Origin of the sequence: Pseudoalteromonas aurantia, assembly GCF_005886875.1 — a bacterium.
GTDB lineage: Bacteria > Pseudomonadota > Gammaproteobacteria > Enterobacterales > Alteromonadaceae > Pseudoalteromonas > Pseudoalteromonas aurantia_A.
Genome location: NZ_PNBY01000018.1, coordinates 1 through 19,660 on the forward strand (window position 1 = coordinate 1; position 19,660 = coordinate 19,660).

Consider the following 19,660-nt stretch of genomic DNA (forward strand, 5'->3'; position numbering starts at 1 on the left):
TGTGCAGCTATTTGATGACACTATTTGGTGGTACTATTTGATGGCACTATTTGATGGTACTATTTGATGGTACTTTTTGATGGCACTATTTGATGGCGCTATTTTATGAAGCTATTTTATGAAGCTATTTTATGAAGCTATTTTATGAAGCTATTTGATGGCACTATTTTATGAAGCTATTTGATATAGCTATTTGAGAGAAGTACCCTAAAGTGTAGCAAATGCAGTTTAGTGTGTTGGTATGTAAAAAAAGTAACTATATATTACTTTTTTTACACTGGCCTTTTTCTAAAAACATACTCATTTGTGCTTGCTTGCTTGCTTTATTTACTCGTTCAAAATCCTTCTGATCCAAGCTTGCTGATAAAAGAACTCTATTATTTTTTATCTCATTAACTAAGAATTTCCAACTCCCTTGATCGTTGCAAACCCACACATGAGAACCAACTAATATAGACGGTAACCCCGTACCCTTGAGGGCTTCATACTTACCAAACACCTCATACAAAGTAACTATAAATAATAGCTGTCCTTTAGATAATGGTTCACCGGCTAATAAGCCTGAAGTCACAAACTCAATATATCCGTCAGATTTAGAATAAAGAGAGCGGCTTTCATTACTATCAAGTACGATATACTCTATTAGCTTTTGCCCTTTAAAAACTTTATGACCCTCTAAAGCCGCACTTTCACTTGTAACTTCACCTGCATCTCTTGCATAGTAAAAGTCACTTGCCGGATCCTGTAATTCTAGCTTTCCATATAAAGGCCCTGTCATCATAGATAACAAAAGGGGCACACTTACAATATTCAACAGTTAACCTCCAATACTCTTATAAATTCCGTTAGTTATTAATTAAGCCCCTGAGGTTTTTTTGATGTAACAGTATCAGTATTATAAGCAGCCCCTCCGATCCGCTTCGTGTGCTTGTTATCTAAGTCTTGAGCACCTAATAGCTTTTTCATTTTTTTTGTTTTTAGCTTTAATGTCAGTTTCATGAGTAAGTGTCCTTCTTATAAATTCTGATAGTTGTTAATTAAGTCCTGAGGTTTTTTTGATGTAACAGTATCAGTATTATAAGCAGCCCCTCCGATCCGCTTCGTGTGCTTGTTATCTAAGTCTTGAGCACCTAATAGCTTTTTCATTTTTTTTGTTCTTAGCTTTAATGTCAGTTTCATGAGGTAAGTGTCCTTCTTATAAATTCTGATAGTTGTTAATTAAGTCCTGAGATTTTCTTGATGTAACCGTATCTGTATTATAAGCAGCCCCTCCGATCCGCTTCGTTTGCTTGTTATCTAAGTCTTGAGCACCTAATAGCTTTTTCATTTTTTTTGTTTTTAACTTTAATATCAGTTTCATGAGTAAGTGTCCTTCTTATAAATTCTGATAGTTGTTAATTAAGTCCTGAGATTTTCTTGATGTAACAGTATCTGTATTGTAACCAGCGCCTCCGATCCGCTTCGTGTGCTTGTTATCTAAATCTTGAGCACCTAATAGCTTTTTCATTTTTTTTGTTTTTAGCTTTAATGTCAGTTTCATGAGTAAGTGTCCTTCTTATAAATTCTGATAGTTGTTAATTAAGTCCTGAGATTTTCTTGATGTAACCGTATCAGTATTATAACCAGCCCCTCCGATTTGCTTTGTTTGCTTGTTATCTAAGTCTTGAGCACCTAATAGCTTTTTCATTTTTTTTGTTTTTAGCTTTAATGTCAGTTTCATGAGTTAGTATCCTTAAGTAAGTCGTTTATTATTTTGTTTCGTTTTTTCGATACCAATACATTAAACAAATTTGACAAATTAAAGTAATTATCAAACCTTATATATTCCACCATAAGGTTTAACTTAAGTATCTGATTTTAAAGTTTATAAAATAAAACCTCGCACAAGGCGACGCTTCGTAATATTCAGATATTGTTTGCGTTCAGAAAAAAAACCTTCACGCTAGAGTTTTGATTGATTAAAGACGACTTAGTATCCATTCAATGTTCTATATGGAGGGGCGTTTGGTGTAATGGCAGGTGATAATCGCTGATAACAGGTTTAATAAACGGTATTTATACGTTACTTGAAGCCTCCTCGGTTTGGCTATCACCTCGCACAATTCACAAAAAAATATATTTATCAATATTTTACAAGGCACTTTGAGCAGTTAACGAAGAGCGTGTCATAAGCAAACAGAGTCCAACTTTACATGCTAAACATCAAATAGCTTCAATTGTACCTTGTAAAATTATGCCCAAGCCATCCCGTTCAAAAGGGGGAATAACCTGCTTAGCAAGCATACTGATGTAACTCCTCCTAAAAATGAAACAGTTCATAAGTAGAATTTTTAGGGGGAGTTATAAATTGGGTGGAGTTACATGAGGTTATAGTGCTGATTAATCGTTGAGCGGTTTTCTTTGACGAGTTCGAGATGAGAAAATAAAGACACTACGATAGATAAATAGGAAAAACCGATGCTATTAGATCATAAATTTGCCTTGTTTACAAAGTGTGATCCCGCCATGCATGTTGACCGCAGCTGTAATTTGACAACTTGTCAGTCTGTGAAAATTATTTTGATTAAAGATATTACCTATCTTCTCTTTCTGGTTCACGTTAGTTCAAGTTGCTTTACAAAGCTGGGCCAAATTAGCCACCGACTTCTCTCACTCACAGCGCATGGTACCCTTTAAAACATATTTCGATCCCGATAGCGCGATTTACTTAAATCGAACTAACTCAGAATATATCAACTTGAAGAAGTTGGTTCTCAGATATTTCTATCATTCCTAAGATAATTTTATTTGTTTTTTCTGAGTATTGCATACTAGCGATATAGTGTTCAGATTGATTTATTGTAAATACCTCTTCAATCATTCCCAAACCATCTCTATTGACTTGGTATACTTTTTCTCCATCAGAGTGGTATATATTGCCTGAACCAATAGTAATAGAGTGTGTGTATTTAGCTTCTGGTAAATCAAACTTCTGTCGTTCTTTACCAGAAAATATATCGTATAGAACGATTTTGTCGTTTGATGCCAACGATACCAATGTAGACTCATCAAGTTGACCTATCCAAACAGACGTAAGCGCAGGCACTTCAACTTGTTTCTTACTCACTATTGAGTATTTAAACGTTTTTGTTTTTATCTTCTTTTCATCAATTACCACATAACCAACTTCATTGTCTCCAAGGAATTCTGCAGATATCACAGCCCCTTTTACGTAAATAACATCCTCTAAGCTTAAATCTGAGTAATTATAAACTTCAATTTTATCGGAATACTGTACTAATAGTTGATTCGTTTCAAAGTTATAACGTATTGATGAATAACGACCTTTAGGTATAGGTAATGGTGTTCGATTTGAACTACCATCGATAAGGTTAATGACTTTTTCACCTCGCTCTCTAGTTAAAAGAAGATATCCGTTATCCACCTCGATACCCATATGATCTTCATGTTCACTTTTTACAATAGGCGTAATTTTGTTGCTATCTAAATCAATCTGATAAGTGTCTAATAAAAACGGGTAACTAACCAATAACAACGATTTACTGTCTATAGCCTGAAAGTTTGCATAGCTTTTCTCAGTTTCAAGTCTCGTTGCCTTTCCGAACTTTCTTTGCGCTAAGTCATATGCATAAACGATATTTTCAGTATTGTCCAACCACACAAGCTGATCAGACACCTCATCATAATTAAGCGCCCAAATTCTGCTCGAAATTTCAAATAATTTCTCTTGGTTTCCCCCATCGGGATCTGTTATGTATAATTCATTTGTATCGTATTGACGTCTTTCAAATAAAATTAGCTCTTTGCTGGGGATATACAATAAAAATCTATCACCATAAGAGTTTAAATTAGGTGATGTAATTTGGAACTCTTCCCCAGTCAACAAGTTCCTATTTGTTAGTGCAGCAAGCTCATCTCTATTTCTATAACCTGTCTTCGAGTAAATAAAGCGACCATTCCCAGCGCCGCCACCTGTCATACTATCGGCCAAGCTACAATCGAAAAGGAACTCATTATTTGAATTAAAATCAGCGTTTAAGCGCCACACTTGGCATTTATCATCAGTGATGGCCCGATAATAAATAGTATTTGAATCGACCGACCACCCTAAAGGTAAATAGTTTATCCCCGGCTCACCAAGCCGCTTTTCATGACCATTTTCAAGGCCTTTAACAACCAAAGAGTTATTCTTGCTTGCATTGGGAATAAACGAAAATGCAATTAATTTATTATTAGGAGACAAAGAAAGCAGTGAATAACGACCAGGTAACCAAGATAGAACACTCTCTTCAATTTTTTTATTTTCTATCGATATATCACTTCTCGGGTAATACTGCTTATAAAAAATACTTGAAATAGCGACTAATGCTAAAAGACCAACAGAGAGCTTGGGCAAAATACCACTCAACTTTGGTCGTGTGATGAGAGTTTCTTCTGTCACTGTACTTTTTTCTACAACAGTGTCCACCGATTGAATTTCAGGTGCAGAAGTTAAAAGCGGTTCTTGATGATAAATTATAGAAGGTTCTAAAAAAAAGCTGTACCCTTTCCTATAATGGGTTTTTACTACTTGACCTTTTTGATTTTCAGACTTTAAAATTTTTCTCAGCTCTGACATTGCTCTATTTATTGCATTGTCATCCACATAATTTTGACACCAAACGTCATCAACTAAGTTTTGCCTAGTGACAATTTTTTCATTATTGATGATAAAATAACACAATAACTTAAATAATAGCGGCTCAAGTTCCCTTTCCACATCACCATCAGATATAGTTTGTTTGGAAAGCTCCAAAACCCAACTTCCAAACTTTACTTCTTTTGCTTGTCGTAAAAATATCACTTCGTTCATGATGAATTGTGCGCAGCCTCAAAAAATGAAGTTAACTCCTTTTATATCAAGTTATATCATAAAAATTTTAAACTATTCCTAATAAAAAAATAAAAATAAAACAATAAAAAATCGCGCTTACCCTCAGTTTACTGGTTATAAATCCGACTACTTATTGTCCTACTTTTGAGACAACACCCAACTATTCTAAATCCGTGGAGCATTAACTACTTATATAGGAGCCAAAAGCTTAGTCAATGCTCAGGACGTAGATATCATAACACCACATTTCATAACAGAAAAGTTGTCACTTTATCAATATTTGCTCTAAAGTGAATAATGTACCCGTAACTCGACAAAACATAATGTATCACTTCTATTAAAGTAGACACAGCATTAGTTAACTATTTTTATCTTAAGAAATATTATTAATGACGAAATTACTTCTTATTGATGACGAAATAAAAAAGCCCACATCAAAAGGTGTGGGATTTTTAAACCAGATATGTTTTTACTTATTTACAAAACTGACGGATAACACGTCGCTGCAGTCTACTTTAGCTAAACAGATCATACTAGGTTTTAGGCCTGTCAGGAGCGAGGCGTGACCTGGGTGAATACCCAACTCATCTTCACTACCTGTTAGCGACGCTACCAGAGAATACATTCTGCTCAGTACTCACTACGTCAAGTCGCCCTGTCATTGCCATAATAACCCCCTAAATTACATGTTTTTTGCTTTATCCACTGCTTCGTCGATAGAACCAACCATGAAGAAAGCTTGCTCTGACAGGTCATCATACTCACTATTTAAGATGCCTTGAAGCCTAAGATAGTGTCGTTCAGTGAAACGTATTTACTTGACTCGCCTATAAATACTTCAGCAACGAAAAACGGCTGAGATAGGTAACGTTGGATTTTACGTGTACGAGATACAACTTGCTTATCTTCACCAGAAAGCTCGTCCATACCTAGAATTGCGATGACGTCTTTAAGCTCCTTATAACGCTGAAGAACTGTCACCCATAAGCAATCTGGAAATACTCTAACTTTCTCTGCCTTGAATATACCGAACCTTGCTATATTGCAACTTTTAACGACTTAAAATAATGGAAGACTATACGTATATTAAATAACATGAGAGTCGTAAATTTTGCTTAAAGTGGTAACTCACCACATAATTTCCACAAAACCAAATGACTCTCAAAATTACCTCGGCGATTTAAAACACTTACACATCCGGGGGGGTTGGGGTTTTTGGTTGTTTTCTTTTTACATCTCCCCCGACAACGACAGAACGCTCCTTAATGACTTTACCCCCTTGCTCAGTGATTGACTCTGTTATCACAGCCTTTTCGTCTGAAACTGTATGCTGAGCCTTAGTGTTTCTTGGAGTTTCTGGCGTTTCTAGTTTAGATTTTATAAATGTAAACATACTTATTCCTTAATTTATATCAGGCAGCTTGATCACTAAGCAACTCTTTAGCGTTGCCTTGGTCAAACTTAATATGGCGATCTGCCAAATGAAAATACTTATCATCATGCGTCACAGCTATCACCGTTTTCCCTTGTGCTTTCAAACGAGGCAATAATTCTTTATAAAACATTGCTCTAAAGTGCGGATCTTGGTCTGCAGCCCACTCATCTAAAACATAAATATCTTTATCTTCAAGTATTGATGAAATAAGTGCCAATCGTTTTCTTTGTCCTTGAGAAAACTTAGTAGCAGTAAATCCAGTCTGGTCGATACTTAATTTGTGACTCAGTTGGAATTGCTCTAAAAGCATGTTCGCTTTTTTAAGGTCAACCGGATGCCCATCACCATCCAATAATTCTTTATATAAATAGAAATCAGGTAAGACCATGGTTATTTTGGATCTATAATCATCAAGGTTTGACTCCGTAACGGCAAAATCATCAACCTTAATAAAGCCATTACTTGGTGAGTACAGGCCTAACAGCAGATGTAAAAATGTCGATTTACCACTGCCATTTCCACCAGTAATAAATAAAACTTCCCCTTTGTTGAGTGTTAAGTTGAGCTTAGGTAAAGAAAAAGCAGCCTCTTCACCATCTGAATCATATGTAAACGACACATCTTTGAAAGTAATATGATCCCACTCTTTAAAAGATTTAGCTTCCAACTTATCAGATTGTTCTACCTGCTCTGCACTCAATTGCAGTGACTCAATCTTTTGCAGCGAGACCTTAGCTCGCGCGATGTTTTGCCATAAATTCATCACATAACCGAATGGTGCTGAAATATATGTCACAATTAAAATATAGCTCATCACCAACTCAGTACTTTGCAAGTACTGATTTACGGCTACGATTGTTCCTAAAGTGATAAAAATAAGCACCTGACTGATATTTCGGTTAATATCCCACGCAAACCCATACTCACGTTCACTGACTCGAAGATCAGACATAACCGGCTGTAAGCGTTGCTCATAAAAATGCTCGCGCCTAACTTTATTCACAGTTAACTGTTTAGCACCATCCAAAATCCCTTTATATCCCTCTATAACATCATCTTGGTGCTCCCTCATAGTATTGGCAGCCCGAGTGATCTTAGCCATTACAACCCGAGTAACCAAAAACGAAACTAGCGCGGTTACCACCAAAATACCAAACATCAATTCCGACAATACAAATAAGTAGCCAAAACACGCTATCAATAAGAAGCTGTTATAAATAAATGCTGGCATTTCTGCCAATGCACCTGAAATCGCATTCACATCGTTTGTTAAAACGTTGTATAGCCTAGCTCGTCCAGCTTTTTCAAGCAGGCCATAATCAGTCCGCAATATTCGTTTAATTAAACTTTGACGCACACTATTAACTGTTCCAGAGCTATACTGCGACAGAAAATAACTTGTTGCCATAGACGCAGCCAATAAAAACACGACTAAAATACCAAATACGACCATCTCCAGTGGTTGAAACCCTGTATGACCACTCTCTCCGATCATATGAAATAAGGCTATTGATGCACTTGCTGTAAATAAGCTTGCAACACCAGATAGAAGCATAATTTTTTTAAATTTCTTAATATAATAAAGCAACATAATCGACCTGCTATTTGGGGCTCGCTAACGCGAGCCTCATGAATAATTTATAGTTCAACTGGCTCACCCATTGATACAACCACTCGTCGATCTCCCTTAAATGGATCTCTCCCATGAGAAACAAGCATATTATCCATGAGTAAGACATCGCCTTTTTGCCATAAAAAGGTCACTGTTGCCTGCTTATAAGCTTCATTTATATGTTCAACAACATCATCAGGAATAATATCGCCATTACCGTATAGGGTATTATAAGTCAGAGCATCTTCACCAAACTGCGACACAAGTTCTTTTCTAATAAGAGGACACAAACTTGATGGGTGCCAAAATGCAGCATGGTTAAACCATACAGCTTCGCCAGTGTGAACGTGCTTATGAATAGCAGGACGAACCTGTCGAGTGCGGATTTGTTCTTCACTAATAATTTCTAACTCAACGTCAGCTTGCTGACAATAATTTTTAACCTCTTCTATATCATCTGTATTGAACGCTTTTTGCCACGTAGGCCCTAATCCATTGCCATAATTTCTAACTAACATCCAACCATGTTCTGCAAATTTAGCTTTCACTGAATCATCAATGAGCTCGTACACTTTTCGCACATCCGCAATGGGTGTAGCGCCCTGCTCTTGGGCAGGAATAAGACAACTAAAAGTAATCCTCATTGGCCACTGTTTAATATAAGAAAGCTCATTATGCTGGGCAATACTTAGCTCTGGTGGAAACTCAGTAGAGGTGTAGGCGCCTTTTCCTAAGTTAGTTCGGGGTGTGGCACCTTCCATATATTTGGCAAGGTTAGGAATAAATGTATTTGCAACCTCTCGAAAATCATTTTCATCCTTAACGTCAAACCCTCGTAACAATATCGCGCCATGTTGTTTAAGGTAAACATCTATTAGCTCAGCATTGTTTTCTACCCACTGTGCAGCACTGTGTGTATGCTGAATATCTTCTACAACAATAGGGAATTGAGGTCCTTCAGGTAAAAACATCGTTTTAAATTCTGATGTTTCATTGGCTGAACTAGGCTGCTCGTTGAAGATGATTGTATCTTTTAACATTGGAATTATCCTTATTAAGTATTTAATTTAGTTTTTTATTTATTAATAATTTAAGTTTGTTAGAACGTAAAATAGAGTGATGATCTGTATTTGCTATACCATGCGCATCACATTGAGATAACAACGCTGACCAACCATTCAATGCCGTAAAATCTTTGGCATAAATTAGATGCGCAATAGACTGTGATGGAGTACATGTATGTGCTACAAACAACGACTGATTTTGGGTGAGTATTTGCCACTGTGCTTGGAGGTCAGCCAAAGTGTAATCTTCAGATACTCGCCCTTGTGATAGACACAATGAATGAACCAGCGTTAATAGCTGTTCGCTTTGCAGGTGTCTTATATCCTCTAAAGATATTCCATCCGTCGAAATGCCGAGCTCAGCAACAAATGCTTCCATGCGCGTCAATTCATCATCGACTATGTTCTGAATTTCAGGCACATAGGAGTCAATCATGATCAATTTTTGTATTTTATTAGGTGCTAAGCCTTGCATGGAATGCCCAATTACGCCTCCCATAGACCAGCCGATTAAACGGTAAGCAGCAGCACCCACTTTAACGTCGAGTAACGCTAAATAATGCTCTGCAAGTGTGGTGATAGATTCAAACTGTTGATTGGTGGACTGCAACCCATAAATTGATGCGTCACTTTTTATGCCTGCCGCTATTTCTGTATAACAAGTCAACTGTCCACCAACGGGGTGAATAAATATAATGGGAACCTGCTGGCTGTCTCCCTCGCGTAAGCACACAAGTTGAGGATCCTCATTCTCATTTATTTTAGAGAGAGTGACTTTGGCAGCTAATGCGGATAAAGTTTGTTGCTGAAATACATCTAACGTACTGACTGTTGTCTCGAAAGTCTTTCTAATAACTCGCGCTAAAGCAACAGCCTGTAAAGAGTTACCTCCCAAATCAAAAAACCGAGAGTCTCTAAATAACACCGTGTTACTAGGCAGCTTTAAAACTGTTCGCCAAATATCAGCCAGTGTATGCTCAGTTGTTGTACTGAGTTCTTCACCAGACATCTCAACCTCGCGCTGCGGTAAAGCTTGTATATCTAGCTTTCCGTTTCGGGTCATAGGCCAATGACTGATAGTGACAAACTGTTGCGGTACCATATAACTGGGTAATTTTAAGCTCAACGCAACACCAATCTCTGAGTAATCAAGTGATATAACGCCTGTAGGTTGTAAGTAAGCTACCAATACTTGCGTACCACCAGCTTGTTGCGAAATAACCACATGTGCTCTCGTGACTTCCGGTAGTGCCATTAATTGTTGTTCTATTTCAGCCAACTCAATGCGATAACCGTTCAACTTTACTTGCGAATCTGCTCGGCCTAAATACTCCAACACCCCGTCTGAAAAGCGAACAATATCGCCCGTTTTATAGAGCAGAGGGTGGCTCTTTTGCCCATGCTTAAACCCATTTTCAATAAAGCTTTGTGCACTAAGCTCAGGCTTTCCAACATACCCTTGCGCGACGCCATCACCACTGATGTAAAGCTCTCCACTCATCCCTTGTGCAACTGGCCTCTGATGTACGTCTAAAACATACAAATTATTATAAGAAAGTGGCTTGCCTATATTAGGGCGAGCACCACTTATGAGAGTCATGGTGGCATTTACAGTACACTCTGTTGGTCCATATACATTAAGAGCAATTCGATCATTGCGACGTTGCCAATCAACCAAACGATGCCATAGCGATTCTGAAATGGCCTCCCCCCCTATGATCAGGTTAGGTAGTTGCTCATCGAGCCCTTCATCTAGCCACATATCTACTAAGCTAGGAGTACAATCCAAAACTGTAACCTGATTAGCACAGAGGTATTCACCAATCAAATGAGGTTCAACCTTTAGGCCTTCCGGAACCGGGGTCAGCGCCGTGCCAGCAATTAATTGCAATAACCCTTGCACCGAAGCATCAAAGACATAATTAGCATTCCATCCCCAATTTTGTTTACCCTGGCAAATCGGCCATGCCTGCATTTCTGTCATTAGCGCCACAGCATTACGATGTGAAACCATTACCCCTTTAGGTTGCCCTGTGGTCCCTGAGGTATACATCACATACGCTAAATCGTCAGCTGATGGCATATGTAATATTGTCTCTTCAGCAATACGTGTTGCTGCGAGTGCTGCCATCGTAGTCGAAGGGCAAATATCATCGGTGTGCTCACACAAATAAAACGGCTGCGAAATAAGTAAACACGCTTTCGCATCAACTAACACATACTCAACACGCTGACGTGGTGCCTTAGGGTCAATGGGTAAATATGCTGCTCCTGAAGCTAAAATAGCCAGTAAAGCAACCACCATATCAGCGCTTTTTTCCATCTGTACTGCAACAGTACGACCTCGGCCAACGCCATGTTCAGAGTGTAATACCTGTGCGCAACACGTAACTTGATGTGCTAATTCCTGCCAAGTCCACGTGTTACCCTGCCAAAACAAAGCGATATCATCAGGTTGGCGAGCCACCGTTTTTGACCAAGTATCCAGTAAGCTCTCTTCTCGCACACCCGTTAATACTGTCGACTTATTTAAGCTGCTAGCCAGCGCCTCTGTCTGAGCAACACTACAAATAACCAAGTCACTCAATGCCGTTGTCATGACATGGCTTTGTGTTGAACGCTCAGCTAACTCACCTAACACTTGTTCCATCTGCTCTGCCAATCGTTCAATACTGCTGACGTTAAACAAGCTGGTATCATATACCCAATGGATCGTTAACTGCTGATGTGAAAGGTCAAAATGAATATCAAGATCGAACTTCGTTGAAATACTTGAACTCGTCTTAGATATAAACTCAACATTGGTAGAATCATCAACTGGCTGCGCCGCGCCAATACGGAAGCTTTCTTCGCTGTCTGTGGTCAACATAATCTGAAAAATAGGACTTATTGCCGCAGTTCTTGTCACATTTAACGCATCAACGACCGAGTCGAATGGCACTAAGTTGTGTGCCTGAGCGGCAATATTTACGTCACGAATATGGGACAAATAGTCACCCAGCGTATCAAAGTCTGTCTTTGCTGTGAGCGCGACTGTATTAACAAATAAACCAACTAAATTTGCTAATTGCTGTTCATGCCGACCAGCTACTGGCGTGCCAATGACACACTGTGAATCACGACCATGCTGAGCAACCACCAAAGACAAAGCTGCATGGGCCAGCATAAATGAAGTCAAATTATGCGCCCCAATAAAGTGCTTAAGCTTCTCTGCTTGCGCCTTAGGTAAGGTCCGAGTTAAGACTGCGCCTACATGGCGTTTCATCTTAGGTCTAGGAAAGTCCAGTTGAATATCATGCTGTGCTGGTGCTTTGCTTAATTGCTCCTTCCAATAAGATAGAGATGCCCGACATGCCTCACTCTTCTGGTACTGTGTTTGCCACACGGCATAATCAATATAGCTAAGGGAGTTGGCTACCAAAGGATTATTTTCCCCTGCTAGTTCGCTGCGATACAGTGACACAAACTCATTAAATAACACGTTCATGGACCAGCCATCAGTGGCAATATGATGTAGGCATAATAGCAATGTGCCGGTACTTTCCGCGGCCACATCAATATATGCTACCCGTAACAGTGGCGCTTTAGTTAGATCAAACCTTCGGCCTAGCCGAGCCTGTACTTTGTCGAGTTCATCGGAGTAATCATCTCTAGTAACACAGCTGTGCTCCAAAACAAAGGCAGACACAGGCTGCACCAATTGAATTTCATCCGTGTCAGTTTCATGGTATGACGTTCTCAATATTTCATGACGTGACAACAAAAGGCTAAATGCTCGTTCAGCCATTGCTACATCAAACTCACCCCGTACTTCAAACTGATAATTTAAGTTATAGTGCGTACTCTCATTATCCAGTTGATCAATAAACCACATTCTGCGCTGTGCTGCTGACAATGGATAACCATCTTCGCAGCTTGATGCTTTGGGTACTGTTAGTGAACTATCAGTATGCTGATATTGTTCTACCAATGCGACAAACTGGGCTAATACGGGGTTTTCAAACAAACACTGGACAGGCACTTGTGACTTCAGTGTACGGTGGATTGTATGTACAACGTTCATGACTAATAAAGAATGTCCTCCCAACTCAAAGAAATTGCTTTGCATCCCAATACAATCAGGAGAAAGTTGCATACTCTCTTGCCAAATTTGAGCGATAGAGTGAGCCAACGGAGAAGTTGGTGGCGTGAGTTTTTCAACTTGATTCTGGGTTTCTCGTACCAAACGATTGCGATCGATTTTACCATTGGCATTGAGCGGCATATCTGCCAACACCACGATATGAGCTGGGAGCATATGGATTGGTAAATAGGATTTCAAAGCAGATTTGAGCTCTTCTGAGCTGCTAACTTGCTGACAAGTAACATAAGCGACAAGTATTTTTTGTGTCGCCTCAGACTCAACCTGAACGGCCACTTCTTTGATATCGGACAACCTCAATAAAGCATGCTCTATTTCACCAACTTCGATACGAAAGCCACGGATCTTAACTTGGTTGTCAGTCCTACCTATGAAGCAAATGTTACCCTGCTCATCCCATTTCACCATGTCTCCAGTGCGATAAAGCCGGGTATGATTGGCTGATGGCACAGCAACAAAACGCTCTGCAGTTGTGTCTACTTTATTCAGATAGCCCCTTGCCAACCCCAAACCACTTAAATACAGCTCTCCAATAACGCCTACAGCACACTTTTGCTGATTTTCATCCAAAATATAACAGCCCGTACCAGATATTGGCCGCCCAATGGGGTATTGAACATCACCTACTTCTTCAATATCAAAGAAAGTACTAAAGGTTGTATTTTCTGTCGGGCCATAAACATTAATTAGATGTTTGGGTTTCCCTATTGACATCACTCGGTCCACACTGCTTTTGTCGAGCTTATCCCCCCCAACTAACACATAATTAAACATGGCAAAAGCGTCAGGCCTTATCGCAACAATTTGGTTGAACAAAGCCGCTGTTATAAATGTTGTCGTAATATTAAGCCGAGTAACTTCTTCAATAAATTTGTTTGCATCCAACAAGTAGCTATTATCCAATCCATGAAGCGTGGCACCATTAGCCAACGCCCCCCAAATTTCAAAAGTAGCCGCATCAAATGCCGTATTGGATATAAACAACATATTATCGGATGGACTCAGTGATACATAGTTTGGTTTGCAGACTAAGCGCTCTATGCCAGCATGCTCGATCATGACCCCCTTAGGCTGACCTGTCGATCCTGACGTATAAATAATGTAAGCAAGATCACCACTTTTGATATCTAGATCTAGATTTTGTGCAGCAAGAGACTGAATAATTAACCCAACGTCACGCGCATCGATAGGTAAAACATGAATTTTATACTCATGAAATAAATGAGCTAATTTATCAACGGTCAAAACATACTTGAGGGCCGTATCCTCAATCATGTAATCCAATCGAGCACTCGGATAATTTGGATCCAAGGGAACATACACAGCTCCAACTTTCACGGCTGCAAGCATGGCTATTATCAACTCCGGCGAGCGTTCGAACGCCACACCAACGTATGTACCTTTTGTAATACCAAGATTCAGCATATACCTTGCTAACTGATTGGCTTGCGTATTCAATTCGCCATAACTCAATATACTACCAGCTACGCTAACGGCTTTGTTTTCTGGTGATGACGCAGCCCAACTTTCAATATAACGCTGAATAGGTAGATTATTAGCCTGATAAGCAGGAACCTGCTCCATGGCTGTGATCTCTTCTCGTTCTGATGCATCACTTAACTGCAGGCGCAATAATGCAATCTCAGCATCATCAGCTACTTGCTCACACAAGCTCTCAAGTTGCTGGGCCATTCTCGCAATCGTTTCCCCTTTGAACAAATTAGTATCAAATGCAAAGCTCACTTGAAGATTATTGGCATGTTCAACAAGGTTGATTTGGATATCATATTTTGCACTTAACTCTGCAGTGTCAAATGACTCAAATGTCACGTCGCCAGCAAAGGGGGTTACCTTTGCATTACTTACGTCTAGATTATTCTGTACTAACGCAATCTGAAATAATGGATGATAACTATTGCTGCGCTCAGGCTGCAGTGCCTCCACTAAATATTCAAAAGGTATGTCTTGATGCTCAAGCGCAGATTCATTTGTTTGTTTTGCTGCTGCTAGCAATTCAGCAAAATTAATCCCCTCTGGGGTGCGTAAACGCAATACCAGCGTGTTTATAAAGCAGCCAAATGTTTTTTCTAACTCTTTTTGTCGACGTCCAGCTACTGGCGTCCCTATAACAACATCATTGCTGTGTGCATAACGGCCGACTAAAATCGAAACTAGTGCATGAAATAACACGAACAGCGAAGTTTTATGGGTAATAGCAAGCGCTTTAAGACGCCTCGTCAAAGATGGAGATAATTCTGCAACCCGGAAGTCACTTCTTCCACCCGTCGATGCGGGTCTCACGTAGTCTAATGGGATGCTATTTACCGCTGGTAGGTCCTGTAACTGCTGCAACCAATAAGACTTTGAGTGTTTAACTTGTTCACTATCGAGTAACTGTGATTGCCAATTAGCATAATCTGCGTATTGTAACGGAACCGCAGGTAAAGTTGGCGACGTCCCATTAAATAACGCACTATAAAAATACTTAAACTCTTCGAACAGCAACGCCATTGACCAACCATCTGCGGCAATATGATGGACGTTGAAAAACAACGTCCCATTATCCTCAGAGTGCCTTAAAAACCCGCCCCGAAGCATCAAGTCATTTTCAAGATCAAAGGGTTTATCGGCGTCCTGCCGTAAAAGTTCTAGCGCCAAAGCCTTACTCTGAGCTAAATTCAAGTGGCTGAAATCTTCAATTATAAAGTTCACATCACCGGCATCTTTTACTATTTGCACCAGCTGGTTATCTTCATAATGAAGAACTGTACGTAATATCTCATGTCGAGCAATAATCAACCGAGTAGCTTGACGAGCAAGGTGCTCGTCAAAATTACCAAGTACATGCATACCATTTGGCATGTTGTATATTGAGGCCGAACCAGGTATTTGTTGAGATAACCAAATACGATTTTGTGCAGAAGAAACGGGCAATGGCCCATTTCTATCCACAAGGTTAATATTATAACGCTGGCGCTCATTTTCGAGCGCTGAGAACTGCTTTATATAAGCAATTAATGAAGCTTTATTCTCCTTCAGCGTCACCATAAGCTCTGAAACCAGGTTACTTTTATCACCTGTAACATTTAGGTTCTGGCCGTCTGTAGACAGCCTGAGACCCAAAGAAGAGCACTGTTTTATAATGTGCTCTGCATTCATATCACCATCCTTTCATCGTCGCTTCCTGCTGAGCCACCTGACATTACTAATTTCTGCTTTTCGTACCACTCACAACGCTCAGCAAGCGCTTCAATTGTTGGATTGTCCATCAGTACTTTTAACGGTATTTCGATGCTTAATTGCTCTCGACATGCGCTCGCAACTCGGATCCCGAGTAATGAGTGGCCTCCAATCGAGAAAAAGTTATCGTCCATGCTAATGCGTTCTTTGCCCAACAACTCCTGCCAAATTGATAGCAAGTGTGTTTCCATCTCAGTACTTGGCGCAATATAATCGTCGACCACCTCTTCAAGCTCAATATTCAACAGAGCCTTACGATCTTGCTTGCCATTTTTCGTTAATGGTATTTCATCGACTTCAATAATGACTGCAGTCACCATGTATGCTGGCAGCTTTGCTTCCATCATGTCAGTCAATCTGATTTTGTTAACATCTGAGCCAGCTACATACGCAATAAGTCGCTCATCTTTCACCAGTACAGCCGCATCTGTGATGCCTGAGTCCTCTAAAATAACCGACTCAATCTCATTTAACTCAATACGGTAACCACGTAACTTCACCTGAAAATCACTACGCCCCAAATACTCAATAGCGCCATCAGCCAGCCAACGGCCCAAGTCACCCGTCTTGTATATGCGACCAAACTGTGTTGACTCGACAAAACGATCTTCAGTTAATGTCTCATTGTTGTAATACCCACGAGCAACTCCTTTGCCGCCAATATAAATTTCACCTTTAGCACCTGCTGCTAATGGTTCCATGGCATCATTCAAAATAAACGCCTGACAGTTTGGTAATGGGCTACCTATATTTGGTATAGAATCGACGGTAATATCTGCATAAGTCGCATTGACAGTGCATTCTGTAGGGCCATATACATTTAGAGCAAAATGAGCATGTTCTTCAGCATGCGCTGCAATTTTTTGCCAGAGTTCGGTGCTTATCGCTTCCCCACCAATCAACAAGTTAGGCAATGCTAAATTTTGTTCTTCTGCTTCACGTAGCACCAAATCAACCAGCGCAGGGGTCGTATCTAAAACATCTATCTTATTATCAGTTAGATAAGTCAGTAGCTGACTCGGATCCTTTCGTAACTCATCTTTCAGTAAGTTTAACTCCACACCAAATGCCAATTGAGTGAGAGCTTGTACTGATGCATCAAATATCATCGGCGCATTCCATGCCCAGCGATATTGACCAGAAACCCCACGTTCAGCCAATAATAAATGCATGCTGTTCGCCAAGTTAGTGAGATTTTTGTGCTGTACCGCAACCCCCTTTGGTTTGCCCGTAGAGCCTGACGTATATAGAATATAAGCTAAGCTATCAGGGGATAAATCTATTCTTGATGCGCTTATAACGCCCTGACCATTGAGCTCAGAATGGTCAATGGCGACCGTTTCACAATTGATCTGTGCAAACTGAGAAACATATTGTGTTTGAGCAACCACAATGCGAAGCTCAGTATCCGAAATTATATATTCCAGACGATCTTTCGGAGCGTCTGCATCCAAGGGGACATAGGCACCACCGGCGTGCATAATTGCCAACTGAGCAACCAATTGTTCAATACTGCGCTCAACACAAATACCAACAGGCGACCCTGCTGCTACTCCTGCCAGTGATAATTTTTGAGAGAAGTCACTAACTTTAGCCGCAAGTTCACCGTAACTAATCAACTCATCTTCAATACGCAAAGCAATCGCGCTCGGGTTTTGCTGCGCAAATGTAAATATAGACTCAACAAGGTTCTGCTCATTTTCAAAAACTTGCTCATTTTCGATATGCCAAGGTTGCTCTGAATCTTGGTTAACCCCTGAAATTTTTGAGATTTTATCGTTGCCATTAGCTATCGCATTTTCCAGTAATGCCTCAAATGACTGCGCAAAGCGCTCTATCGTAAGCGTATCAAACAGCTCCGTTTTGTATTGCCAAACAAAAACTAACTGTCCTTCTTCGACCATCGCACTCAAAGAAATATCAAAGTTTACTACGTCAACACCCGTTAATATTTCATCTGGGTTAGACATTTCTAGGCCTGGTAGTTGGAATGTACCTCCATCATGGTTTTGCAAAACAAACCATAATTGAAACATAGGCTGATGACTGCTGCTGCGCTCAGGGTTCAGGTCTTCAACCAGTGCATCAAATGGTAAATGTTGATGTTCAAATGCTTCAAGTAAGGTATTTTTGTTGCTAGCAATAAGCTCATTGAAGCTCGGATCACCAGATAGATCCGTACGTAAAACTAGGTTATTTAGAAAGAAACCAATCAGAGGTTCAACATTCTGGTGTACACGACCTGCAACAGGTGTGCCCATAACAACATCTTCTTCAGCACTCCACTGACCAACAAGCAAAGCATAAATAGTTTGCAGTGCCATGAACTGCGTCACACCCTGATCTCGGCAGTATGCTTCTAGGTTTGAAGTTAAGGTTGCACTCAATTCTCGGCGAATTGAGTTACCTAAGAAGCCTTGTTGAACTGGTCGATTACGATCTAACGGTAAGCTGTGTGTTGCAGGAAGATCTTGAAGTTGATCGCGCCAATACCCAACCTCATTTTCAAAAACATCACCTTGTAGCCATTCACGCTGCCAATGCGCGTAATCTTTGTATTGTACATCCAGATCGGCAAGTGGATTTGGTTGACCTTGACTATACGCCGTATAGATTTCCAAAAACTCTTTGACTAAGACACCAATTGACCAACCGTCGGATGCAATATGGTGCATATTGAATAGAACGTAATGTTCAGAGCCTGAAGCCTTGATCAACTGCACTCTCAGCATCGTGTCATTTTGTAAATCAAACGGCTTAAGTGCGTCCTCTTCTGCTAATGTACGAATTTCATCGTATAAGTCGTTACCTTGCAAATGTGTAAAGTCGATCATCGTTACGGCGCTGTCAAAATGCTCACGAATAACCTGCTCACACTTGTCATTTGTTTCTTTATAAACAGTACGCAGAATTTCATGGCGCTCTATAACGGTGTTAATCGTTGCAATAAAAGCTTGCTGATCTAACTTACCGTCCAATTTAAAAGCTGCTGACATATTGTACTGGGCCGACCCCTGTTCAATTCGATCAATGATCCACAGACGTTGTTGAGCAAAAGACAGCGGAATAGGTCCGTCAATATTTGAAGGTTTTAGTTTTTGCTTTTCAACCGCGGCTTCCTGTGCTGAAAAACTCTTAATAAAGGCAATAAGCTGAGCTTTATTTTCTCTCAACGTGGCAATCATTTCATTACTCAGCCCGCCTTTTGGCGCGTCGATTTGTAAGTTTCCATTCTCTACTGAGAGTCGAACGCCTTGATCAAGACATTGATTTATTATTGTTTGTGTATTCATGA

General features: G+C 40.0%; 12 protein-coding genes and 2 pseudogenes. All 14 read right to left on the bottom strand.

Translation table 11 applies throughout. The features are described 5' to 3' along the window. Positions 1-256 precede the first annotated feature (256 nt). The 14 genes and pseudogenes from CWC18_RS03840 to CWC18_RS03880 all read right to left on the bottom strand — a co-directional run bounded on the left by CWC18_RS03840 (position 257) and on the right by CWC18_RS03880 (position 19,658). A complete protein-coding gene (locus tag CWC18_RS03840) occupies positions 257-814 on the bottom strand; it encodes a hypothetical protein (protein WP_138593682.1) in 558 nt (185 codons plus the stop codon). 38 nt (positions 815-852) lie between these two features. Then, on the bottom strand, positions 853-999 hold the full coding sequence (locus tag CWC18_RS20965) for a hypothetical protein (protein ID WP_171041029.1): 147 nt from the start codon (positions 997-999) through the stop codon (positions 853-855). Between the two features lie 15 nt (positions 1,000-1,014). Next, on the bottom strand, positions 1,015-1,179 hold the full coding sequence (locus tag CWC18_RS20970; RefSeq protein WP_171041030.1) for a hypothetical protein: 165 nt from the start codon (positions 1,177-1,179) through the stop codon (positions 1,015-1,017). Positions 1,180-1,195: 16 nt separating this feature from the next. After that, positions 1,196-1,360 carry a hypothetical protein gene (locus CWC18_RS20975; protein WP_171041031.1) on the bottom strand — a complete coding sequence of 55 codons (165 nt, stop codon included), beginning with the start codon at positions 1,358-1,360 and terminating at the stop codon, positions 1,196-1,198. A 15-nt stretch (positions 1,361-1,375) separates the two neighbouring features. After that, on the bottom strand, positions 1,376-1,540 hold the full coding sequence (locus CWC18_RS20980; RefSeq protein WP_171041032.1) for a hypothetical protein: 165 nt from the start codon (positions 1,538-1,540) through the stop codon (positions 1,376-1,378). 15 nt (positions 1,541-1,555) lie between these two features. Further along, positions 1,556-1,720, bottom strand: coding sequence for a hypothetical protein (locus CWC18_RS20985; RefSeq protein ID WP_171041033.1), 165 nt, complete (start codon positions 1,718-1,720; stop codon positions 1,556-1,558). 1,002 nt (positions 1,721-2,722) lie between these two features. Next, the gene (locus CWC18_RS03845; RefSeq protein WP_138674747.1) at positions 2,723-4,852 is read right to left on the bottom strand and encodes a winged helix-turn-helix domain-containing protein; all 2,130 of its coding nucleotides are present in this window, start codon (positions 4,850-4,852) and stop codon (positions 2,723-2,725) included. A gap of 535 nt (positions 4,853-5,387) precedes the next feature. Then, a pseudogene (gene atpC / locus CWC18_RS03850) lies at positions 5,388-5,541 on the bottom strand (F0F1 ATP synthase subunit epsilon); the annotation flags it as partial. Positions 5,542-5,555: 14 nt separating this feature from the next. Beyond that, positions 5,556-5,851: pseudogene (locus CWC18_RS03855) on the bottom strand (ATP synthase beta subunit C-terminal domain-containing protein); the annotation flags it as partial. Between the two features lie 211 nt (positions 5,852-6,062). After that, positions 6,063-6,266, bottom strand: a complete 204-nt coding sequence (locus tag CWC18_RS03860; protein ID WP_138589407.1) for a hypothetical protein — start codon at positions 6,264-6,266, stop codon at positions 6,063-6,065. 19 nt (positions 6,267-6,285) lie between these two features. Continuing rightward, a complete protein-coding gene (locus tag CWC18_RS03865) occupies positions 6,286-7,899 on the bottom strand; it encodes a cyclic peptide export ABC transporter (protein ID WP_138674748.1) in 1,614 nt (537 codons plus the stop codon). Between the two features lie 47 nt (positions 7,900-7,946). Next, positions 7,947-8,960 carry a TauD/TfdA family dioxygenase gene (locus tag CWC18_RS03870; protein WP_138674749.1) on the bottom strand — a complete coding sequence of 338 codons (1,014 nt, stop codon included), beginning with the start codon at positions 8,958-8,960 and terminating at the stop codon, positions 7,947-7,949. Positions 8,961-8,982: 22 nt separating this feature from the next. After that, on the bottom strand, positions 8,983-16,284 hold the full coding sequence (locus CWC18_RS03875; protein ID WP_138674750.1) for a non-ribosomal peptide synthetase: 7,302 nt from the start codon (positions 16,282-16,284) through the stop codon (positions 8,983-8,985). Further along, positions 16,281-19,658: a non-ribosomal peptide synthetase gene (locus tag CWC18_RS03880; RefSeq protein ID WP_138674751.1), complete on the bottom strand. Its 3,378-nt coding sequence runs from the start codon at positions 19,656-19,658 to the stop codon at positions 16,281-16,283. Before CWC18_RS03880 ends, CWC18_RS03875 begins: the two co-directional genes overlap by 4 nt. Positions 19,659-19,660: the final 2 nt, after the last annotated feature.